17 protein-coding genes, 1 tRNA gene and 1 pseudogene are annotated in these 22,559 nt (G+C 46.4%); 16 read left to right on the plus strand and 3 right to left on the minus strand.

Features of this window, described 5'->3' with window-relative positions; all coding sequences use genetic code 11:
* The first annotated feature begins 9 nt into the window (after nucleotides 1-9).
* The 14 genes from RQM65_RS17250 (at nucleotide 10) to RQM65_RS17315 (ending at nucleotide 18,120) form a co-directional block, all read left to right on the plus strand.
* Nucleotides 10-1,866, plus strand: coding sequence for a DUF5060 domain-containing protein (locus tag RQM65_RS17250; RefSeq protein ID WP_314016672.1), 1,857 nt, complete (start codon nucleotides 10-12; stop codon nucleotides 1,864-1,866).
* A gap of 119 nt (nucleotides 1,867-1,985) precedes the next feature.
* A complete protein-coding gene (locus RQM65_RS17255) occupies nucleotides 1,986-2,708 on the plus strand; it encodes a M15 family metallopeptidase (protein ID WP_314016674.1) in 723 nt (240 codons plus the stop codon).
* Nucleotides 2,709-2,822: 114 nt separating this feature from the next.
* The gene (locus RQM65_RS17260) at nucleotides 2,823-3,743 is read left to right on the plus strand and encodes an alpha/beta hydrolase (RefSeq protein WP_314016676.1); all 921 of its coding nucleotides are present in this window, start codon (nucleotides 2,823-2,825) and stop codon (nucleotides 3,741-3,743) included.
* A 119-nt stretch (nucleotides 3,744-3,862) separates the two neighbouring features.
* A tRNA-Pro gene (locus tag RQM65_RS17265) sits at nucleotides 3,863-3,939 on the plus strand.
* A gap of 650 nt (nucleotides 3,940-4,589) precedes the next feature.
* Nucleotides 4,590-7,976 (plus strand): ATP-binding protein, encoded by a 3,387-nt coding sequence (locus RQM65_RS17270; protein WP_314016677.1) that lies wholly within the window; start codon nucleotides 4,590-4,592, stop codon nucleotides 7,974-7,976.
* A 145-nt stretch (nucleotides 7,977-8,121) separates the two neighbouring features.
* Entirely contained in the window at nucleotides 8,122-9,909 is a 1,788-nt protein-coding gene (locus tag RQM65_RS17275; protein ID WP_314016679.1) for a hypothetical protein, read from the plus strand.
* Nucleotides 9,887-11,002, plus strand: coding sequence for a hypothetical protein (locus tag RQM65_RS17280; RefSeq protein ID WP_314016681.1), 1,116 nt, complete (start codon nucleotides 9,887-9,889; stop codon nucleotides 11,000-11,002). The genes RQM65_RS17275 and RQM65_RS17280 overlap by 23 nt, the downstream gene beginning before the upstream one ends.
* Before the next feature lie 149 nt (nucleotides 11,003-11,151).
* Nucleotides 11,152-11,937 (plus strand): methyltransferase domain-containing protein, encoded by a 786-nt coding sequence (locus RQM65_RS17285; RefSeq protein WP_314016683.1) that lies wholly within the window; start codon nucleotides 11,152-11,154, stop codon nucleotides 11,935-11,937.
* Between the two features lie 73 nt (nucleotides 11,938-12,010).
* Complete coding sequence (locus tag RQM65_RS17290; protein ID WP_314016684.1) at nucleotides 12,011-13,381, plus strand: FAD-binding oxidoreductase; 1,371 nt, start codon at nucleotides 12,011-12,013, stop codon at nucleotides 13,379-13,381.
* 45 nt (nucleotides 13,382-13,426) lie between these two features.
* Complete coding sequence (locus tag RQM65_RS17295; RefSeq protein WP_314016685.1) at nucleotides 13,427-13,912, plus strand: cupin domain-containing protein; 486 nt, start codon at nucleotides 13,427-13,429, stop codon at nucleotides 13,910-13,912.
* Nucleotides 13,913-14,186: 274 nt separating this feature from the next.
* Entirely contained in the window at nucleotides 14,187-14,717 is a 531-nt protein-coding gene (locus RQM65_RS17300; protein ID WP_314016687.1) for a hypothetical protein, read from the plus strand.
* Between the two features lie 571 nt (nucleotides 14,718-15,288).
* A complete protein-coding gene (locus tag RQM65_RS17305; protein WP_314016688.1) occupies nucleotides 15,289-16,140 on the plus strand; it encodes a helix-turn-helix domain-containing protein in 852 nt (283 codons plus the stop codon).
* A gap of 298 nt (nucleotides 16,141-16,438) precedes the next feature.
* The gene (locus tag RQM65_RS17310; protein ID WP_314016690.1) at nucleotides 16,439-16,936 is read left to right on the plus strand and encodes a cupin domain-containing protein; all 498 of its coding nucleotides are present in this window, start codon (nucleotides 16,439-16,441) and stop codon (nucleotides 16,934-16,936) included.
* 524 nt (nucleotides 16,937-17,460) lie between these two features.
* Nucleotides 17,461-18,120: a Fic family protein gene (locus RQM65_RS17315; protein ID WP_314016691.1), complete on the plus strand. Its 660-nt coding sequence runs from the start codon at nucleotides 17,461-17,463 to the stop codon at nucleotides 18,118-18,120.
* 247 nt (nucleotides 18,121-18,367) lie between these two features.
* Here the strand turns inward: RQM65_RS17315 and RQM65_RS17320 are convergent.
* Nucleotides 18,368-19,780: pseudogene (locus RQM65_RS17320) on the minus strand (beta-N-acetylhexosaminidase).
* Nucleotides 19,781-19,807: 27 nt separating this feature from the next.
* On the opposite strand from RQM65_RS17320, the gene RQM65_RS18965 reads away from it, so the two are divergent.
* Entirely contained in the window at nucleotides 19,808-20,170 is a 363-nt protein-coding gene (locus RQM65_RS18965) for a T9SS type A sorting domain-containing protein (RefSeq protein ID WP_432279852.1), read from the plus strand.
* A gap of 77 nt (nucleotides 20,171-20,247) precedes the next feature.
* A complete protein-coding gene (locus tag RQM65_RS17325) occupies nucleotides 20,248-20,871 on the plus strand; it encodes a hypothetical protein (protein WP_314016692.1) in 624 nt (207 codons plus the stop codon).
* 189 nt (nucleotides 20,872-21,060) lie between these two features.
* Here the strand turns inward: RQM65_RS17325 and RQM65_RS17330 are convergent, their stop codons facing one another.
* Together RQM65_RS17330 and gntA are read right to left on the minus strand one after the other, a co-directional pair.
* A complete protein-coding gene (locus RQM65_RS17330; RefSeq protein WP_314016694.1) occupies nucleotides 21,061-21,642 on the minus strand; it encodes an urea carboxylase-associated family protein in 582 nt (193 codons plus the stop codon).
* A 1-nt stretch (nucleotide 21,643) separates the two neighbouring features.
* The gene (gene gntA, locus RQM65_RS17335) at nucleotides 21,644-22,390 is read right to left on the minus strand and encodes a guanitoxin biosynthesis heme-dependent pre-guanitoxin N-hydroxylase GntA (RefSeq protein WP_314016696.1); all 747 of its coding nucleotides are present in this window, start codon (nucleotides 22,388-22,390) and stop codon (nucleotides 21,644-21,646) included.
* Between the last annotated feature and the right edge of the window lie 169 nt (nucleotides 22,391-22,559).

The raw sequence follows: 22,559 nt of genomic DNA on the forward strand, positions 1-22,559 counted from the left end.
CCCTCCCCCATGTTCTACCAACGACCAGTACCCGGTCTTATTTTGATTTGTACGCTCTTATCAGTGCTTACGAATTGCCAGCGGACCGAACCGAACCAAAATTTTGAACTTGATGGCCCCTTTAAAAAATGGCAGCCGGTCACTTTGACCTTTGACGGTCCAGAGGTATCCGAAACCGCTGTGAAAAATCCTTTTTTGGATTATAGTTTGCTTGTCAAATTCACGAACGGAAACCACAGCAAGACCGTACCTGGCTATTTTGCAGCGGATGGCCATGCGGCGGACACCGGCGCCGACAGCGGAAATAAATGGCGAGTGAAATTTGCACCGGATCTTGCGGGCAAGTGGAGGTTCGAGGCCTTTCTTATGGAGGGCAAGAACATCGCCATAGAGCAGCACACCCTGCCAGGAAGAAACGATGCCATTTGGGAAGTCAACGGCGACTTTGAGATTGCCCCCGTTGATTCTACGGCTACGGGATTCTACAAAACCGGTAAACTAGCCTATACCGAAGACCGCTATTTGGAAGAATGCGAAACCGGAGCGCCATTTCTTAAAAATGGTGTCGGCAGTCCTGAAAATTTCTTGGCCTTTCACGAGTTTGACGGCACCTTCGACAACGGTGGGGCCGATACGCCGACCCTTGAAGAGGGACTGCACCGGTATACCGATCATATCGCCGACTGGAAAGACGGAGACCCGCTCTGGGGCGAAGAAAAAGGCAAGGGCATCATAGGGGCCCTCAACTATATGGCGTCCAAAGAAATGAATAGCCTTTACTTTTTGGTGATGAACGAGCACGGCGATGGCAACGACGTATGGCCCTGGATCGCTCCCGATGTACAGACGCGTTATGACGTGAGCAAACTCGAACAATGGGAAACGGTCTTTACGCATATGGACGCACTGGGTATTGCCATGAACGTCTTTACCCAAGAAACCGAGAACGATACTATTTTGAACAAGGGCGAACTGGGATTGGAGCGTAAGCTCTTCTATAAGGAACTTGTTGCCCGTTTCGGCCATCATCTGGGGGTGGTCTGGAATTTGGGTGAAGAGACCAACCGTACGCCCGAACAGCTGAAAAGTTATGCATCCTACCTAAGGCGAATCGATCCGTACGACCACCCCATCGCGGTACACAATCACGTTCGGGTCACAGGCAAACGAATGGAAGGCCGACCCTTAGATCCCATCAAGGAGACCTTGACCCCTTTGTTGGGATATAAGAATTTCGAGATACCTTCCCTGCAAATGTTCGACACCACAGAGGTACACAAGGAAGTGCTGAAATGGATCGACCTCTCGAAAAAGAAGAAAAAGCCTTGGGTCGTTTATCTCGACGAAATCGGTCATTGGGATATCGGAGTTACTACCGATTCCGCGGCCAATAACAATTATGCGGCGGTGATGCGATCCAGTCTTTGGGGTTCGCTTATGGCGGGTGGTGCTGGAACTTCTTGGTACTTCGGGGGATTGGATACGCCTAATAATGACATGGCCGCGGAAAACTTCAGGACACGTGATCGCTGGTGGGCCATCAGCAACAATGCCAGGCACTTTTTTCAGGATCATCTTCCATTTTGGGAAATGCGAAGCCACGATGGACTATTGAGCAATAAAGAAGCCTATTGTTTTGCCAAAAAGGATGAAATTTACGTAGTTTACCTTCCCAAGGGAGAGCGTACCGACCTCCAAATCGGGGATGGAGCCTATTCCATTGCGTTCTACGATCCTCTGAAAGGCGGCATGCTGCTCGATAAGCAGAACGAGGGGTGGAAAATTACCCGACCCAACAGCGTGGAACTTTCTGCCTATAATGGGCAGACCGAAAGGGATTGGGTAATCGTCATTGCCAAGAAATAGGCAGAACCTATTAACGACCACTATAAGCTTAGTAGCGAGCTAATTAGATGGTAACTGAGATGAGAACTTTCTAGTCCCAAATATCGGAAAAAGGACAATACTATTAAAGCTGTTTTTTTATGACGAACCGGATTTGCTTTTTTTTGCTATTGGTTCTTATCTCTTCCTGTAAGGATAAGCCTTCTGAAGAAAAAAAACCTGATCAGGTCTTCGAAGAGCCGATGGAGACTTTCGATTCGGTACCATTGGAAAAGCCCGAACCCCAAAAGACCTTTCTTACGTTTGAGGGGTTGGCCGATACGACCTTCGTGCGGTTGGCGGATTTTAGCGATGGCTTCGCTTATGACCTTCGCTATGCCACCGAAAATAATTTTTTGAAGGAAAAAGTATACGACTGTGCCGAATGCTATACCCGGGTAAAGACCGCCAAGGCTCTAATAGCAGCGAACAGTGATTTTCATGACCAGGGTGTCCGTATTAAATTTTTCGACTGCTACCGCCCGAACTCCGTTCAGTATAAAATGTGGGAAATTGTTTCGAACCCCCAATATGTCGCCAACCCCGATAAAGGTTCCATCCACAATAAGGGCGGGGCGGTTGACATTACCTTGGAGACTTTGGAAGGGGAGGAGTTGGACATGGGCACGGATTTTGATTTTTTCGGAAAACGTGCCTATCACGATATGACTGATCTGCCCCAGAATATTCTGGATAATCGCAAATTGCTAAAAGAAACCATGGAACAGCACGGCTTTTGGTCCATCCGAACCGAATGGTGGCATTACAATCTAAGCGCGGGATCGAATGATAAAGTGGCCGATTTTAAATGGGAATGTGATTGAGAGGTTAATTTGAAGATTTGAGAATGTAGTGCATGATGGCCGATAGGCATCGGAAAGTATATTATGAGATCGTTTTGATTTAGCTCAAAACAGGCTCCAAGACAATGACAAACTATGAAAATCAGATACTATCTCGTTATGAGTACGTTACTTTATGGTGTTAACGCTATTGCGCAGGACACGATTATGCCACTCTGGCCCAAGGATAAAATTCCCAATCGTATCGAAAGCGATCAGAGCGAAGAACAAGTTTACGAAGATATACTTAGGATCAGTAAGGTGCAAGAACCGATTGTTGAGGTCTATCTTCCTTCGAAAAAGAACGCGACCGGCAAAGCGATGCTTATATTCCCAGGGGGCGGATACGGTATCTTGGCCTACGATTGGGAAGGTACCAATATCGCTAAATTCCTGAACGGCAAAGGCATTGCCGGCATTGTTGTGAAGTATCGGTTACCTTCGGACAAGTCACAGTCCGAAAAATGGAACGTACCCCTCATCGACGCACAGCGTGCCATACGGATGGTTCGAAGCAAGGCGGAGGAATTCAATATCGAGCCGGACAAAATCGGAATCATTGGCTTTTCCGCAGGAGGACATTTGGCATCGACCCTGGGCACGCATTTTAGCGAACAGGTATATGAACCGGTTGATGAGACGGATGCACTTAGTGCGCGCCCCGATTTTATGGCCCTATTATATCCTGTCATCACCTTTGTGAACAGTAAGAAACATTCGGGTTCCCAAAAAAACCTTTTAGGCGAAAATCCCAATCGAAAAATGCTCGAACATTTTTCAAACGAGCTTCAGGTCACATCCGACACCCCGCCCACTTTTTTGGTACACGCTACCGATGATGAGGGAGTGCCGGTGGAAAACAGCCTGTTGTTCTTTCAAGCGTTAAAGGACAAGAACGTTTCCGCCACCATGCACATTTATCCCGAAGGCGGGCATGGGTTTTCGCTGGCGCGGAAAAATTCACATCTAAGAGGCTGGACAGAGCGTCTCTTTGAATGGACGGAAAGCTTGGATTAGAATAAGGGATTTTTTTGCAAAAAAGTTAGGGGTAATCGAAAGCTGTTTTATATTTTTGCAGTCCCATTTCGAGATATCGGCATCCAATTCTCCGGTATTTTGATTTTGGGTCTTTCAAACGGGATGTAGCGCAGTCCGGTAGCGTACACGCCTGGGGGGCGTGTGGTCGCAGGTTCAAATCCTGTCATCCCGACCAGTGAATACGGGGCCTCCGAGAGATCGGGGGCCTTTTGTTTTTCTATCCGTACAACATGCGTACAACAAATTCAAATAATTAATGCTTTTACTTTGTTTGAATTTGGAAACTTCTCTGTATTCGCTAAGTAGTGATTTGATATTTTGGGCGTGACGATTTTATGATGATCAGATATTCTCTTCTGTGAGTCCAAATGTGTAGACGAAATTCTCAAATTCTATTTTGCATCACAACATCCTTGTAGATATGGTCGCATCAGGCGTTTCCGGACAAATTGATCTGAAATTTCAATTTTTGTTCCAACGAGTAGGCCCTTGCATATCCTACAACCATAAGTATCAAGTAAAATCTATGTTTTAAGGGACTAGATTATGCATTAAAACTTGTATCAATTGCAGAACAGACTTGATTTGGGGCTTTGAATTTCGTATATTCTATGTAAGCGTAAATAGAGAAAAATAATGTTCGAAAAACCTACAAAACGCGGTAGTTTTATTGGACGTGGCCAAATGCAACTTTCCGAACAACCGATAAACCGGTAAACTACACCGAATTGAAGTAAAGCATTCAGGGAAATCTTGTCCTATACTGGATACTCCCGAAATGCATATTCCCCCTATATCCATCCGGTATTGGAATAAAAAGGAATTATGAATTTTCAAAAAGAACGTTCGACTTGCGGGCTAGGAATTATGCTTCTGGGCGGGTTTGTGGTCTACGTCAAAGGCCAGGCCCTTCCGGATACCGCTATCAAAGGCCGAAAAGCACGCACTCTACTCAAGTTGATCGCCCACCAGCGCCAATATCTGATAGAACGGGCACGGGTCACCGGGATACTATGGCCCGATTTGGATCCGGATGCCGCGAATGCACAACTGTATAAGGCCCTGCATCACATCAGGAAAGCTTTCGGAAGCTATCATGAGGAGGGGGAAGAATGGATCGAAATTACGGACGATCTTATACGATTGGCTCCCTCCGAAGGACTTGTTACGGATGTGGCGCTTTTCGAAAATTCGGCGCGGTCGGGGTTGAAAGATCGAAAACTATCCGAACTGGAAAGTGCGCTCTCGAGCTACAGTGGTGACTTTCTGCCTATGGACCGCCACGCCAAATGGGCTTCCTTTCCCCGGGAGCATTATCGCCAGCTTTACCTTGATGTAATCACTAGGCTAGCAGTAGTGTACGAAGAACGGAAAGAACTTCCCGAAGCTACGCAAATGTGGCGGCTTGCCCTAAACAAGCAACCCACGCTCGAGGCCGCCCACCGGGGATTGATGCGTGTTTTTGCCAAAAAGGGACAGGCCACCCGGGCTTTCCATCAATATGAAGCCTGCCGGGGGGTTCTTCGGGAGGAACTTGGCCTCGGTCCCTCGACCGGGACCATAAAAACCTTGGATGATATACGGGAAGGTAAGTTACGAAACAGACCACGCCCCAATACCAATCAAACCACAGTTTCCCTCCCTACAAAACCGTTGATCGGTCGTACGGAAGCTTGTACCTTTATCGACCGACATCTTCAAAACCTAACCGGGGGACAGGGTGGGGCAATATTCATAACCGGGGAGGCAGGAATAGGCAAGACACGCATGGTGCAGGAACTCGTCCGGTCGACCCGCCAAAAAGAACTGTCTTTTTTTGGAGGGTCTGCCATTGAAAATGTGGCCTACGGGGCCTTCATCGAATTATTCATGGATGCCCTGAGCAAACGACCGGGGATGGAAAACAAACTGCCCGTTGAGCTCGGGCGCCTCGTCCCTGGTTTTTCGGGCAAAGGCTACCTACCTCCCCATGGGGATAAACTGCTTGCAAAAGCCCATCTCTTTGCCCAGGTCCATCGGTTCTTCTCCAATCTTGCTTCAGATACGCCCGCTGTGATCGTACTGGAAGATATGCAATCCGCGGACCAGGGAAGCGAATCGTTGTTATCGTATTTGATCCGGCATCGGGGCCGGTTACCCATACTTTTTGTCGCAACCCTTCGAAATGAAGAAGGAGCCTCACTACCGAGTTCTATCTTGGATCGATCGGACGAGGTATCGGAAATATTCGAGCTTGAGCCGTTGACGTACGAAGAACACGTACAGCTACTTCATCTGCATGCCGAAAACGTAGATACGGCACTGGAGATGGCCAGCTACATTTTTCAGCTCTCGGAAGGGAATCCCCTGTACGCCCTTGAATTGCTGAGCCATTACGGCGGTAACAAGGATGCTGCCTCCCCACAACTGCGTCGTGATGGCGGCTCACCGCCCACCACTTCTGTTTCGGGACGGGTACCGGCCCCGATTTTTCAAAGGGTCGAACAAAAACTCGAAAGGTTATCGCCCCCCGCCCGTCACCTGTTGTACATTGCGGCCGTCATAGGGCGGAATGTTTCTTATGGACTTTTGGAATCAATATGGACCAGTGGCAATAACAATGCAGCGGATGGACTTTTCAAGGCACTTGAGGAGGTGGTCCGTGCCAGCTTGCTTGAAGAACACGGCCTCGATTACTCCTTTTGCCATGCTATGGTACACGAAACGATCTATTCCTCCATTTCCGAAGCCCGCAAGCGGATTTTGCACAGGCAGATCACCGAGCACCTTCTGGAATTTTCTAAAGATAGGGACCAGGCCCCAGTAGAATTGATCGCCTGGCATTACTCGGGTGCCCGTGACCTGATGGAAGCGGCCAATTACCTGAACCTGGCCGGAGAACGGGCCGAAAACGTATATGCGTATGAAAATGCACTCCAGCGGTACAGGGAAGCCTTGAATGTACTTGACGGCATGGGAACCGGCCATGCCAAAAACCTGAAACGTGAAATCCTGGAACGTATAGGCGATGTTTACCGGGCTTCCGGTCAACTTGATAGGTGCTACGATGCCTATGAAGAAGCCATATCCCATACCGGGGGTAATCTGGAACTTATGGAGCTGCACAGGAAAATGGCCGTGGCCGCAATCTTCCGAAAGGAAATAGACCGTTCGCAGGGGCATCTGGAGAGAGCTTTTGAACTTGCCGGCGAGAATCCCCGCTACCGGGCCCGCCTGTTCATTACCAAATCCCATCACATGTGGCATTTAGGCCGTCTTGAGGAAGCTTATGGGATGGCCAAAAAAGCACTCGGGCAGGCACGAAAGGCAAAGACCGGGGCGGAAGCTTCCCAAGCCTGTGAAATGTTGGCAATGACCTGTCTCTCCCTGGGTCGCTGGGAAGAAGGCCTACTTTATGAAAACGAACGTCAAACCTTCGAGGGGTCTCCCGAAATTATGGTGGCAACCGATATGCACCAATGTATGGGAGTATATCATATCTCCGAAGATGAAGCCTTACAAAAGGCACGGTCTTTCATCGGGCGATCGACCCATCGGGATTCACAGGTCGAGAATTTACGATACATGGCTGACCGCCAGAAAGCATTGAACAAAATGCAACCTTGGCCCGACCGGAACGAAAAGTCCGGGCATGAAGAAAACGAAAGCCATTCTATAAGCATGGCCTATTCACTTGCCCGAAAAAGTGTGCTCCACACCCTGCTGGGGGCGAAAGATGTTGGATGGCGGGATGTGCAAAAGGGGCTTGTTCACGCCGGGCAGGCTCCCCAAGGCAACCATTGCCTACAGCGGCTATATGGGGTGGGTATCTGGAACCGTCTGGAAGCGGACGATCCTGATCGGGCAAGTAAATTGATTGCGGACAGCGAAAAGCTGATCGCTCTATCAAAGCCCTGTGCGGCTTGTACTTTGGAACTTTATCCCTGGTTTTCCTATTATTTTTTGCAGACCGGTCAACTTGAAAAAGTGCGTGAGTGTGTCGAAGCAGTTTCCGAATTTGATGAAAGAACAGGAAATCCGACCTTTAAAGTCATCGTGGCCATAATCAAATCCAGCTTCTGTATATTGGAAAAGAACCAGCTACAAGCAGATAGGTACAGCCAGAAATCCTTCCGCCTTCTTGAAGAAGCGGTTCCACGAACTGCCCGTGCCGGGATCGAACATTTTCTGAACCGAATGCTCGAGCAACAGGCCGAACTCGTGCGCGAATAGAAACTTTTCGAATTTTATGACTTTCCCATTTGCCGGCCCATTGCGGGAACACGGTTAGCCCACCTTTTTCAACGACCGGAAGAAAAACGGAAGATAATCGGAAGAGATGGTCGCTAGCTTAGGGTAAACTGTAAAAAACAAACCTATGTCCAGTGAACCCCTTATCCGTTTGGAACCTGATGGAAAAGCGCCCCTGCTGAGTTATGATATTCCTGAACCTTCCATTTATTTCGGCACCAATTTTATCGAAGTGGAATATGGCTCCCGATATTTTATCGAAAAGGCCAGGAAAAAACCCGCTGAAGAAATGCGGCTTCCCATGGAAGAAATCCATGAATCCTTTGATAAGGAAGAGCTCGTCGATAAAGTGCAGGAAAGCATCGATTCCAATTTTGCCGATTCCCCCATGTTTCCCAATGCCCGCCCTACATCGGGAAGGGCTTTAAAAAGGGAACACCACACTACAAGGGCTAGACGGTCACCATCGGCCGAAGCCACTGGGACCGACAAAGCGACCGGGACCGAGCAGGAAGCCGCGCACGAACAAATGATGGCACAAGAGGAAGCTGAAACCGAAGGCGACGAACGGGCAAGAAGTAGGGCAAGAACAAGAAAAAGGGACCACAGAAAAGAAAGCCGGGACACTGTATCCCGGGAAGCAAGGGAAATCGCCGAAATGATGAGGGCCGGAAAAAGGCTGAATATTTACCGATCCCTATATGGCGAACCGAAATACAACTATATTGCCGATCCACAAAGGGCCGAACCGGTCTTACTCCTTGTGGAGACCTACCGCCTCGCCAGCTATTTGGGTTCGTACGGAGCCGGTCGGATTGTAAAAACATTTACATTGTTGCCCGGAGAACGCACTAAAATCAGCATCAGAACATTCCGCAAGAGCAAAAGGACACGGCAGGAATCGTCAAGCATACTCGACTCTTTCTCGCAAGAGAGCGCGAGCGAATTTGAGGAAACCATCGCCAGCGAGCAGTCAGACAGGCAGAAGTACGACAAAAGTTTTCAATATCACGCCGAAGCGGAGGCCAAAGCTAGCTGGGGCTGGGGTAGCGCGAGCGTAAAGGGAGGCGTAAAAGGTGCGACCAATTCCGCCCGTGAAGAGTTTTCCAAAAACACCAGCAACGCCACGAACAAACACGCGCAAAAAGCTTCGTCAAAACGGGAAGTGGAAGTGAACACGAACTATGAAGAACGGGAAACGATAGAACGGGAAAAGTCGATAGAAAGAGAACTTGAAAACATCAATGTCGGCCGAACGCTCAACTATGTTTTTCGGCAGATGAACCAGGAATTCGTTACGATCCTTAGCCTGGTCGATGTACGCGTGGCCTTCTTCAACGGCTTTCCCGAAACGAAAAAGGAAGTTGCGCTGCATGAACTCGACAGGCTGCTTGAAGAATATATCGTTTCAGAAAAACGGAAAGACGTACGGCAGGATATTCGGAACTCGCTTGGAAATATTGTTGATTACCAAGGCAAATTGCATAACGACTTTATTGAAGAACGGTCCGTCGGCGACGATTTCTATCTCCGGGTGCGGAAAGAAAAAACCTCCACCTACATAGACCCCGCCTCCGAAACCGAAATCGAAGTTCCCGGCATCGTCCTCTCGGCAACCAAAAATGTACTGCGTACGGAAGGGGTAATGGTCGAGGCGCTTATCGGTTCCGGCGAGGCCGTAGACCGCTATTCAGGTCGTTTGCAGGAACTGGAGGTGGAAAGACGGGAAGCTGAAGTGAACAAGGAAAAAGCCAAGGCCGAACAAGCATCCCTGGCTTCCGAGGCGATCCGTAAAAATGATAGGGACCGTACCGATCTGCTAAAAAACCTATGGCCGGAAAACACCGCTAACCCTCCCCTGGAAGTTACGGTTCAACATAAAAACACCGATAATGGGCGGGAACAGAAGAAGTAACGAGCTTTCGCAACAGCGTCGCGTAGTGCAAGTACCAGGCGACAAAGCTGTCCGGGACCAAGCGACACAAAGGGGAAAGGCCGCTCTTGACGATGATCGCGTATTGTCGCAGGGCAGAGCGGTGGATGTGCAACGTATGACGGCGGGTCGTTTTCCTTACAACGACTGGCTGATACAGAAATTCAACTCCATTTCGGAAGTCGGTCTGGCCGAACATCATTACGACGAGCTTCATGATTCGATGAATACGGAAGAGCCTCTGCAGCAGCTTAAAGAAGACGCTCGAATGTTGTACGGCGTAGTGAACGATATAAGCGAAGACCTGGACCGGGTCATCGCACGGGGAGAGGTTTTACCGGATGCCGAAACCGACCTCCTGCTCGGTCGCCTTTGGGTTTGTGATCAGGCGAAGAGCGTTTTGATCATTGCGAACGGAAGTATTAATATCGCTCGAAAAATAGGAGCGTTTACATTGATTGGCGGTTTTATCGCTGCCGAGGTTGTAGGGAAGATAGCATTGTTTAGACATCGGATCGGCCAGCTCAAGGCACTTCTCGAAGTTGCCAAACAGCAAACGAACAAAGCATGGGTTAAGCTGGTTTTAAATACGTCCATATCGGCCATAACGATGATTTTTCCACACCTCGGGCTGGCTACTAGAGGCGGCCTGATGCTCGGGCAACTTTTTATGGACCAATTGCTGGGTAATCCGTCGGCCGCAGATCAAATGAGGACGACGGCAGACAATATGATAGGAGCCTATGATGAACTTGAACATATCTCATTTCGCCAAAAGATGATTGCTAAAAAAACCGGCGGAGCGTTCGCAGTAACAGGTTTTGTATTTGATGCCCAAGATGTTTTAGAAGCGGACGACAATGTAGAAGTAATCGATAAACTTATAAATGACCTTAAGCAAGAGTTTAAAATCCAGATATTGCCGAAGATATCGGTCATGAAAAACGACCTGAAAAAATTGACCGAAGAAATTCTTCCCCGGTTGCGGATGGAGCTGGCCCAGAACGACCTTAATGCATCCTCCGCCCGTGACGAACTGAACGCACGGATGGAAGATACTGGCTACAGGCAATAGAATCTATCCGTGAAATTAAAGCTTTCCGAAAAACAAGACCATCCCCGGAAGACAAACGGAAGATGATCGGAAGAGAAGGTCACTAGCTTCGGGGTAAACTGAAAAAAACAGACCTATAAATCCCCATTGCCAAGCAAAAGTTCACCAACATGAATTCCAAAATAGAAAATTTGGACAGATCAAAAGTGACAAACGCCGTTCAGGAAATATACCGTGAAGTGGCTTCGAACCCTGAAAAGGGATTCCATTTTCCCGTGGGCCGCATCTCCTGCATGAACCTTGGATATCCGGCGGAGGAGCTGGATGCCCTGCCCGTGTCCGCCGTTGAATCCTTTGCCGGGGCCGGATACCCATTTGTTGCCGATAGCATCAAATCCGGGGATACGGTAGTAGATGTGGGCTCCGGCTCCGGAACGGATGTGCTGATTGCCAGACATAAAACAGGCGATAAAGGGTTGGTCTACGGAATCGATTTCAGCGAGACCATGAACAAAAAAGCCAGGGAAAATATAGATAAGTCGGGCCTGGACGGGATACAGATCAGGGAAAGCCCTGCGGACAATATCCCGTTGGAAGATGCCAACGCGGATGTGGCCACGAGTAATGGCGCAATCAACCTGGTGACGGACAAGGACAAGGCCTATGGGGAAATCTACCGGATACTCAGGCCGGGCGGACGGATTCAAATCGCCGATATCGTCCTCTCCAAACCGGTAGATGCCGCATCGAAAGCCAATGCCCGACTATGGGCAGAGTGCATTGCGGGTGCGGAGCCGGTAAACACATACCTGGACCTTGTCCGTGCAGCCGGATTCAAGGATGTGACCGTCATCGATCGTCTGGATTATTTCGACCGCAGTTCCAATGAAAGTACCAGGAAGACCGCCAAAAGTTTGGGTGCCCATGCCATTGTGCTGATTGGACGAAAAGATTAGTCAATACATTTTTTCTAAAAACAAAAGTCAACGAACATTAAAAAACAAATTGATAAAATAAAACACAACAGTTATGAGTACACAAGATAAAATTGAGGTCTTTAAAACACAACTGCGGGGCGAGCTAATAGAACCCAAGCATGAAAGGTATGACGAGGCACGCACGATCTATAATGACATGATCAATAAAAAACCTGCCCTTATCGCCCGATGCAGCAACGTGGCCGATGTTATCGCCTGCGTGAATTATGCCCGCGAACAAAATCTGCCTACCTCCATATTGGGTGGCGGACATAATGGACCGGGACTTGGCCTGATAGATGACGGACTGGTCATTGACTTATCGGAAATGAAAGGAACACGAATAGATCCCGAAGCCAGGACTGTCCGAGCCGATGCCGGTTGTACCTGGGGCGATGTGGATCATACTACCCATGCTTTTGGTCTGGCCACAGTAAGCGGTATTATAGCCACTACCGGCATAGGAGGACTTACCTTGGGAGGTGGACACGGATACCTCAGCCGGAAATACGGCCTGACCGTTGACAATCTATTAGAAGTCGATATAGTGCTGGCGGATGGCCGATTTGTAACAGTCAATAAAAATCAGCATCCTGACCTTTTTTGGGCCCTGCGGGGCGGAGGTGGTAATTTTGGGGTGGTCACCTCATTTACCTATCAGCTTCATCCGGTGAAGGAGGTTATTGCCGGTCCCATGTTCTGGCCTGTGGAAAAGGCAGAAAAATTGATGAAATGGTACCGAGACTGGCTACCCAAAGCACAGGACAATGTCTATGCCTTCTTCCTGGTGGCTGAAGTGCCCGGACCGCCATTTCCTCCTGAAATCCATGGTCGCAAAGTATGTGGGCTAATGTGGTGCATACTGCCTTCCCGCAGGGAACCTGAGAATATTTTGGATGAAGCCCGTGCAGTGGGAGAACCCCTGTTCGAGCATGTTGATCCTATGCCTTATCCGGCCCTGCAAAGTATGTTTGACGGATTGTATCCGCCTGGATTACAGTGGTACTGGAAAGGCGATTTTGTTCGTGAATTATCGGATGAAGCGATAGCGAAGCATATGGAAAATGCCATAGTACCCACCCCGCGATCGACCATGCACCTTTATCCCATAAACGGTACCGTGCATGAAAAAAGTGCAGAGGATACTGCCTGGAATTATCGTGATGTAAACTGGTCCATGGTCATAGCCGGTGTGGCCGAAGATCCTGCAGAACAAGATACAATTACAGCATGGTCCAGGGAATACTGGGAGGCCACCCATCCCTACAGCGCCGGTGCTTCCTATGTAAACTTTATGATGGAAGAGGGTGATGACCGGATCAGGGCGACCTATGGCGATAATTACGAGCGTCTGCAGAAAGTCAAAGCCAAATACGACCCGGATAATTTCTTTCACATCAACCAGAATATTCTACCGGCATAAAAGCAAAAAGTAAATCCAAATTATAACAAATTAAATACATAAACCATGAAAAATTTAATATTTCGATTAACGCATATAACAGGAACGATACTCGCCTTCTTCCTTATTGGCACTGTTACCACAGTCCAAGGACAGGACAGCGAAACAAATGAGAAAGCAATTGTTCGGAGTGCCGATAATGACAAACTGGAATGGGGACCTTGCCCTGCCTTTATGGGGGATGGATGTAACATTACCGTATTGCATGGTAATCCCGAGGAACCGAATGCCGATATATTGTTCCGGATGAAAGGAAATACATCTGTGCCCCGACACTGGCATAACTCCCCCGAACGTATGGTATTGATTTCGGGAAAGATGCGGGTAAATTATGATGGGCAGGAAGCGGAAGTGCTACAGGCCGGTGACTATGCATATGGCCCCACTGAGCGCCCACATACAGCTACGTGCCTATCGGACGACCCATGTGTTCTGTTTATCGCATTCGAAGATCCCATAGATGCGATGCCCGGAGCTAAGACGGAAGACTGAACAGTCGAAGTACGGTAGAAAAGCTCGGGTAAAATCTTTTTCAAAAAAAATGAACTTTTCCCCGTCACAATGTATCACTCCTATAAACGGATAAACAAAACTAAAAGAAAAATACCTATGGAAACGGAACAGATTTTAAGGACCGATAAACGAAGGAAGAAAACAAAAACTTTGTTCAAAACCTAATACTATCGATGTTGGCCCTTGTTTTTCGGCTTGCCTCAATGAGGACAGGACACAACGGCAAGAGCGCATTGCCCCATTGCTCGATGGTATGGGAGATCTTCACTATAAGGTAAGCACAGAGGATACCCTGGCCCAAAGGTTCTTTGACCAAGGTTTGGTACTTTCCTATGGTTTTAACCATAAGGAGGCTCACCGCTCCTTTAAACAAGCGGCTTTGTTGCACAGCACGTTGGACATGGCCCATTGGGGCCAGGCCTTGGTGTTGGGCCCCAACATCAATGCGGCCATGAACCCCGACGACAATGAAGAGCCCTTTGACCTTGGAAAAGATCAGCTCATTCCGGGGAGACCTTTGATGCTTAAGAACTTCAACAAGATTGTGAGACATCAAACAGAACCGGAAAGTATTGAAGGTAACGAGTTGACACTCAAAAACGGAACTCAATTTAAAACAGATATAGTACTTTGGGCTACCGGCTACCGCATGGATCTCTCATATCTTGACTTGCCCCAGTATAATGATCGATCACCTGGAAGAGCTAAAACCCATGTTAGGATCGTTGATACGCGCCAAAGATTATCCCAACCTATTTTTTGTTGGCATGAGCCTTTTAGATAGTACGGGGTCAACCCCGTTTTTTGCAGCTATTGAGTCAAAAAGTATTGTTGCACATATTCTAGGGCGTTGCACTATTCCTAAAACGTATGTCCCGCATCACATTGTCCATTGGGATTTATTTGCATTTTATGCCCAATTCGATCATTATAATTATCCAAAGTTCTGGTGGAGGTCCAAGTATTTCATATTGGGCTGGTGGTATTCTCTGTTCCCGGGAAAGAGTATACAAGTATAATTGTAGAACTCGTTTAAGCCTTGAATTTTAACCAACAAAACTTATTTGGTGTTGAACGAAAATACAGGCGTGACGCTCGCACTAGCGAAGGCATATAGATATAAGAATAGGTTTCGGTCAATATCAACGCCGACCATACCAGCCGGGACAGTATTGTTTTGTGAAAGCAAGTGAGGACGAAAAGGACATGATACGGAATTTTGGGGAAAAATACAGGCAAAAAACGGCCAAACTGATTCCCTTAGCGAAGTATAAGGGCTTTTGGAAGTTCGATTCCCGATCAAATTTTGATCGATCGTGATCATTACAACTTGACGTAATTTCTTATATTATAGTATGCAAAACATATACAACATAGCAACAAGCCAACCCGAATTCAAGAAAATAGAGGTCTCCTCCGTATTGTTCTCCGAATACAAATGTTTGGAAGAGAGGTCCGTGTTCAAGGCGTGGTCGCACCTCAATTTCTTCGTATATGTAATACAGGGAAAAAAGAAATGGCGCACCCTTGAGAACAGTTATATGGTACACGCCAACGAGGCCCTTTTTGTAAAAAAGGGGGCCAATATCATACATAAATTTTTCGATGTGCAGTTTTGTGCCCTGATGATCTTTATTCCCGATGATTTTATTAAAGATCTTATCGCTGAAAAGCCAAAAATCGCACTGGGCCAAAAGCGAGTGGAGAGCGATAGCGTAATCCCCCTAAAACTCGACAAAACGTTGAGCACCTATTTTTCTTCCCTGTACGCTTATTTTTTTAACGAGGAAAAACCATCGCCCCATTTGATGGAAATCAAGTTCAAGGAACTTTTGGTCAACCTCTTGTCACTGCCCATCAACCCCAAAATCGGCAGTTACTTTATGGATGTCGCCCAGCGGGAAAAACCTTCCGTCGAGTATATCATGGAGTCCAATTTCATCCATAACCTTTCGCTTAAGGAGTTTGCCGAACTGACCTGCCGTAGCCTAAGCACCTTTAAGCGTGATTTCAAGAATCGTTACGGCACCTCGCCCGGTAGATGGTTGACCGAAAAACGGTTGCAACATGCCGAACGCCTTTTGGAAACGACGGACCAAAAAATCTACGAGGTGGCCTTTGAATGCGGTTTTGAAAGCCCCTCGCATTTTACAAGGGTCTTTAAGAAAAAACAGGGAACTTCTCCCCTGCAGTACAAGGAACGGTAGTGCGCTACGAATTTTCCAAGCCATTATTCTTTTCTGCGTCGACCTCAACTAAAGGTTTTATCCATCTTTTTCCCATAGAAATCCGGAACGGACCGTTTCGATAAAAAAACACCCTGTTTTGACCTCCTAAGTCAATTTTTAGGACTGCTGGGAAAAGCCGTTCGATATCCGATTCCCTATATTGTTTATAGAAAGAAATAAGCGAGAAACGCTTGTTAACAGTGATGATCCGATCAGATTATGGATCTCTCTCAAAACAGTATGGAAAATTATTTATTAACCTAAAAAACACGCTATCATGAAAACAATAAACAAATTTCGTTTAAAACATCTGTTCAAAACAATGCTCGCTTTTATCCTAGTCCTTGCGTTTAACGTCGTTCAAGGACAGAACAGCGATACCGACCAAAAGGCCATCGTCTGGGAAACCGATGACAGTACATTAAAATGGGGACCTTGTCCTGGGTTTATGCCCGAAGACTGTAGAATTGCGGTTCTCCAAGGGAATCCTAAAAAACCTAATACCGATGTCTTTTTTAAGATGCAGGGAAATACTACCGTACCGCGACACTGGCATAATTCGCCGGAACGTATGGTCTTGGTGTCCGGCAAGATGCGGGTAAACTATGACGGACAGGATTCAGAAATAATCAATACCGGCGACTATGCTTATGGACCGGCAGAACGGCCCCATGAAGCGACGTGCCTATCCGACGAACCTTGTATCCTGTTCATCGCATTCGAAGATCCTATCGATGCCATGCCCATGTCTAAGACGGAGGACAGTAAGAAGTAGGCCGCATTTGAATTGAACTTAAAACTGATCATCCGACAGGTTCGAACCTGTCGGATGATTTGCTATCAAGCCATCTCCAATGGGTTGACTTGGTTTTCAAAAAATGCTTGATTTTTTGGACTCCTATATCAATTTTTTGAACGAATAGATCAACCCAAGTAGGTGAGCGTTCCTTAATTTGATGGCAGAGCATTCGGAAAACACCCGAAATCAACTCAGTTTAACAAAAAAATCTAAAATATGATCACCCAAGAAAAACATATCGCCCGTTGAGGTAGGGATTTACCGACACAATCGCTATCAGACCCCAATCTCGAGCTTATAGACCTTTTTGGCAATGGCCTTCCAGACTTACTGGAAACAAAAGAATAGATACGATACTTGCGTAATTTGGGAAATGGGAATTTTGATTTGCCCAGAGAGATGCGAGATGCCCCAGCCGGTCTCTCTTTGGCCGCACCTGGTGTCCAGATAATAGATACCGATGGAAACGGCCGCCCAACCTTTTGGTTAACAACCGCGAAATGTCCGGCTATTTTCTTTCGCAACAGGATGCCCGATGGGATAAAAAATCCTTTCAGCAGGAAAACAATGCCGGTATACGAAAAACTACTGGCACTCGCATAACGAGTAAAGATAAGATCATATATACTCCACCCGAAGGCGAAACGATTATCAGGGACTTGTTGAAAAACTTGGAAGATTTTATCCATTCGGAAAACGATATCGACGATTTGATTCGATTGGCGGTATTGCATTACCAATTTGAGGCAATACATCCTTTTCCAGACGGTAATGGAAGGACCGGACGGGTCTTGAATATCTTGTATTTAGTAGAGAAGGGTTTGTTGGATACGCCAATTTTATATTTGAGCAAATACATTATCGAGAATAAAAACCAGTACTATAAAAAACTCAGGGCAGTTACCGAAAAACAAGATTGGGAAGGATGGATTCTATTTATGTTAAAAGGGGTGGAGGAAACGGCTATTCATACCTTGAAAAAGATAAACGCCATCAATGACTTGATGCGGGAAACCATTACTTATGCAAAAGCGCAATTGCCATCTCGAGTATATTCCAAAGAATTGATAGAATTGCTTTTTGAGCAACCTTATTGCAAAGTGAAATTTCTAGTGGACAAGGATGTTGCCAAACGCCAAACCGCAGCCGAGTATTTATAGGAACTGGAAAAAATAGGGATTCTCAAATCTCAAAAAGTAGCTGTGGAGAATTTGTTCTTGAATGTAAAACTTTTTGAAATTTTGAAAATATAGCGTGTTGAAACCAAAATTTTCTTTGTAATTTGATAGACGGTAAAAACGCACAAAATTTACGTTCATTAAGTTACTTCAGAGATTGCGGCAAAGAAATTTTTTTATCCATTTATACCTCCTGAAATATAGACTCATGAATTAAAGGTGGCGACAATCATTCCTTTATAGGCCCATCAAACGCCTCAGGTTGGCGCTTTTGGCGTTCTTCGATTCCAATATTGGGTATTCGATAATTAATGCCGTCCCTTTTATATCTGATATACTGTTTGGACAATCGTTCTTGAAATAATTCCCAATCGATGTTCTTATCCATGGTCCAACCCTTCTCGGCCACTGCCGAGAGTCTTGGATAGGTCATATATTCCAATCGTTTTTGATTATCGATGAATTCCGTCCAAACGCCTGCCTCGATACCCATAATATGGGCGGACAGGGTATCGTTGAATGTCTCGGGAATCGGGTTCCATGTGTATAATGCTTCCATGGAATTTGGGCCATTGTGCAAACCTTCCCAGTTCGCACCGGCCTCGTTTAAATCACTTGGATAGTCCAAATAAAGATAGTCCACGGGAGATAAAATGATATCATAGCCGCTTTCGGCCGCAGTTTTTAAAACTTCAGGATATTCTCCTCGCCACCATTGTAAGATGGTATTTTTGTTAACACCGAAATTGGCTGCTTCGTCCTACGTTATGGGCTTTAACCCCGATTCGACAACAAAGTCGGCCATTCTACGGTCGAACCATCCTTCAAATTCGTGTTGATCTTTAATCTTTAGTTCCTTCATTCTGGCAAGCATATCGGGTCGTCCTTCCCAATTATGATGCCTTACTTCATCGCTACCATAATGAACATATTTGGTGTTAAAAAGATCTGATAAACGTAGGATGACGGTCTCAATCATTTTTATGGCATCTTCGTTGGCAATATTGAGGGTATTGTTTCCCCCGCTAAATTCTGGATATGCCTTTTCTATGGCACCTGAATGCCCAGGGACGTCCACTTCGGGTATTATGGTAATCTGTCTTTCATTGGCATAGGCCGCAATGTCCCGGGCATCCTGCTCCGTAAGATACATGGCGGGGCCATCGGGGTGCGTTCTATCACCGCGGGATCCAATTTCGATAAGTTTGGGATATTCCCTGATTTCTATGCGCCATCCCGTGTCATCTGTCAGATGTAAATGCAATCGGTTCATTTTTTGCGCGGCCATTTGATCGATCAATTGCTTTATCGTTTCAGGACCAAAGAAATGTCGCGAGATATCTAACATAGCCCCACGCCATTGAAACCGGGGCTCATCAGCTATGCTAAGCTGATCGAAAGTTAGTTCAGACCGCAATTCTTCTTCTTCCGATGCCGGAGCCAGTTGCAGAAGGGTCTGGAAGGCATAAAAATAGCCAGGTTCGGAAGAGGCTTTTATGGCGATCCGGTTGTCGGTTATATCGAGCAGATATGCCTCATTGGCCAAAGAATCATCTTGAATCAACGCAATCGAATTTTTTTCTTCCGAGGTTTTTCCAACACGGCTAGACCATCCCACCAAGTTTTGTAGTTCGTCAGTCACCAGTATAAAGCCAGGGTAAATGGAAAAGTGGAACTATTTAAGTTTGATTCAACCGGCCCCCATGAAATACAAGTAACTGGCCTACATGATTACAACAGCGTATCTATCTCAGGTATAACCGATTGCCAAGGCAAAGTCGAGGACGTATTCAATCTTTCCGAATCGGTATATGTTTATCCTATCATCACAAAAGACAAGGTATTCATTCATGGTATTCGATCTAAGACCCATGTAAAGGTTTATGATATGGCGGGACGGATTATTATGGAAAAAGATATAGGAAGCGATACAAATGAAATTCTGAACCTAGCAGCTTACGGAACGGGAATGTATCCCATTAAAATAACCACTAGGGGCAATACGGAAACATTTAAGATTATTAAGCAATGATAAAAACGTTCAAAGCAAGTATAATGCTCTTAGTCGTGCTTTTTTTAGGGTCGAGTTCTTGTGATAAACCTAAGAATGTGGATTCAGTTGTCGAAAAAACCCCTGTCATTACTCCGTGTAAAGTCCAGGGAATAGCGCCGGAAAACGGAGCGCCCTGTGCCGATGTCAAGGCTGTTTCCGAAGAACCTTCAAAAGTTTCGATTCTTTTTCAGTGGACCTCTTCGGAATTCGCCGACGGCTATGAACTTCACGTATTCGAATCCCAAAATGAAATATTCAGTAAGATTCTTACTTCTTTAGAAGCTACCGTAACATTGGATAGGGGAAAATCATACTCTTGGTCCATAACCGCCAAAAATGGTAACGCAGAAATTACAAGCAACACTTTTTCCTTTACAACACCCGGAGAAGCCATGGGCAACTATGTACCCTATGCCGCCGCCATAACCGTAGCATTTGACGCGATGACATCTGACATGAATATATTCTGGACAGGCTGTGACGAAGATGGCGATACGTTAACCTATGATATAATAATCAAAGAGAACGAAACATTACTTGCGGAGTTTAGCGACCTTTCCGTTGAATCATTAGATGCCCTACCATTTGTTCCGTCCTCTGTCTACAGTATTGAGGTCACCAGTAAAGATAATTTTGGCAATTTTTCTATCTCTAAGCACTATGAGATTGTACCTAATTAGTGCTTATTTTAAGAAACTTGTATCGATTTGTTGAAACGCTTTGTGAGCTGTCGAGATTCACATTGAACCCCTCTCCTTTTAAGAAATTAGGCAGCTGTAAGATTGAAAACTGCTTATCGCAGCCAGTTCGGGAACAATTGGTCAGGAACCCTACTCACAAGTAAACATAATCGAACAATGGTCAAAAATCTACCAAACAGAATAACCTATAGGTTTGAACGAACCATTGTTCGATGCAGGGGCCGAGCACGCGGTAAGACCGATAAGCAGATCCATCCGGGCCTCGAACAGAATATAATCGCCCGCCTTGGCGGTTGGGGGCAGCACTTTTAAGTTTCCATCTGGTCGTACGGGCACGTTCATAAAGATATTGAACGCCGTAGGAATTTGCCATTGTTTAACGCCACTGCCCTTGAGGGCCGCATACAGATTACCATGACAGGTAGGCACCGATTCTTCGATATTATAGAAGATTTTCATAGTTTTCGGACAGCAAGGGGCCAATAAGAAATCGTGGGTCTTGCAGGTATCCTCGATAATGTCCAACATGGGATTGCTCTTGTTACTATACAGGGTATGTCCTGTCGTAAGTTGTATGGTCTCGGCGTAATCGAAAGTCTTGCCGTTACTCAACACTTCTTCCAACTGATTTGGGTTGAACGCAACGAGGTCCGCAACCTGCTCATCCTGGATACAGGATACCTTCAGATGCTGTCCTTCTCTTAATGAAATCGACACTCCGCTTCTCGGGGAAATTACGTAGTCCGTCATGTTATTTTTTTTCTTTTTGAGCTATAAAGGGACACTTCCATTCCGGCCCTAGCTTTCTGCCGGAGTACTGGGGGGCCTGAAGTCCCTCGTCAAAATCGGCCAACATCGGATTTATGGAACCTTGAAACGCCAGTTCCCTTTCCCGGATGGCATTACGCATGAGATCAAATCTGCCATTTTCCCTGAGATTGTCAAACTGGAGCTGAAGATTAAAGGCAATGGCCGGATACTTGAACCGCCTCGCCTTTCTGCTACTGCCAGGATGTAGGCCCACGATAAAAAAACCCTCGCCTCCAAAACAGAACGAAAAATCCTTTTTATTGGGATCGGAACTATACCGTTGGCACCAATTGGAGTGTTTCGCATCCTCTGTATTCAACTGGCCCAGTAATTCCCACAGTGCTTCTTCAAAGGCTTTCTCGTTCGAAAATCCGGATTCAGGAAAAATGGCGACATAGGTCAAGAAATTGCTTGGGGCATCCTTCATGGCCCGTAGATATTCGGTAAGGCCATAGGCCAAATTCTTAGGCGTATTGGGGTTGTCCATAGATTCAAAATCCCCAATGGAAAACGTATCGCCATTGACCGCCGCCTGTGCTCCTACACAGGGATACCCGTCTTGAAGAACAAATTCCATGAACTCTGATCGAAGTTCCTTGTTCCTGCCGATATGCATATCCGTATCGGCATCAACATAATACCGGCGGCCGTCCTCGGTCTCATAAGGGTTATCCGTTACTAATTCCATATTTTTAATTTTTGGCAAGTTAGACCGATATCGGGGCAAAATAGTACGAATGGTAGAATGTTTGATCCATTTCACCGCAGTGATTAAATATTCTCAAATGTATAGCTACCAAGTAGTCATCCAAAAATTATCGACCGATTGAAATTGGCGTAGTTTCTACCATGTACGA

Source organism: Pricia mediterranea, from assembly GCF_032248455.1.
In the GTDB taxonomy this organism is placed as follows: domain Bacteria; phylum Bacteroidota; class Bacteroidia; order Flavobacteriales; family Flavobacteriaceae; genus Pricia; species Pricia mediterranea.

Coding starts and splice junctions, on each gene's coding strand:
- RQM65_RS17250 (WP_314016672.1), top strand. CDS start 10: ATGTTCTACCAACGACCAGTACCCGGTCTTATTTTGATTTGTACGCTC.
- RQM65_RS17255 (WP_314016674.1), top strand. CDS start 1,986: ATGACGAACCGGATTTGCTTTTTTTTGCTATTGGTTCTTATCTCTTCC.
- RQM65_RS17260 (WP_314016676.1), top strand. CDS start 2,823: ATGAAAATCAGATACTATCTCGTTATGAGTACGTTACTTTATGGTGTT.
- RQM65_RS17270 (WP_314016677.1), top strand. CDS start 4,590: ATGAATTTTCAAAAAGAACGTTCGACTTGCGGGCTAGGAATTATGCTT.
- RQM65_RS17275 (WP_314016679.1), top strand. CDS start 8,122: ATGTCCAGTGAACCCCTTATCCGTTTGGAACCTGATGGAAAAGCGCCC.
- RQM65_RS17280 (WP_314016681.1), top strand. CDS start 9,887: ATGGGCGGGAACAGAAGAAGTAACGAGCTTTCGCAACAGCGTCGCGTA.
- RQM65_RS17285 (WP_314016683.1), top strand. CDS start 11,152: ATGAATTCCAAAATAGAAAATTTGGACAGATCAAAAGTGACAAACGCC.
- RQM65_RS17290 (WP_314016684.1), top strand. CDS start 12,011: ATGAGTACACAAGATAAAATTGAGGTCTTTAAAACACAACTGCGGGGC.
- RQM65_RS17295 (WP_314016685.1), top strand. CDS start 13,427: ATGAAAAATTTAATATTTCGATTAACGCATATAACAGGAACGATACTC.
- RQM65_RS17300 (WP_314016687.1), top strand. CDS start 14,187: ATGGGAGATCTTCACTATAAGGTAAGCACAGAGGATACCCTGGCCCAA.
- RQM65_RS17305 (WP_314016688.1), top strand. CDS start 15,289: ATGCAAAACATATACAACATAGCAACAAGCCAACCCGAATTCAAGAAA.
- RQM65_RS17310 (WP_314016690.1), top strand. CDS start 16,439: ATGAAAACAATAAACAAATTTCGTTTAAAACATCTGTTCAAAACAATG.
- RQM65_RS17315 (WP_314016691.1), top strand. CDS start 17,461: ATGTCCGGCTATTTTCTTTCGCAACAGGATGCCCGATGGGATAAAAAA.
- RQM65_RS17330 (WP_314016694.1), bottom strand. CDS start 21,642: ATGACGGACTACGTAATTTCCCCGAGAAGCGGAGTGTCGATTTCATTA.
- gntA (WP_314016696.1), bottom strand. CDS start 22,390: ATGGAATTAGTAACGGATAACCCTTATGAGACCGAGGACGGCCGCCGG.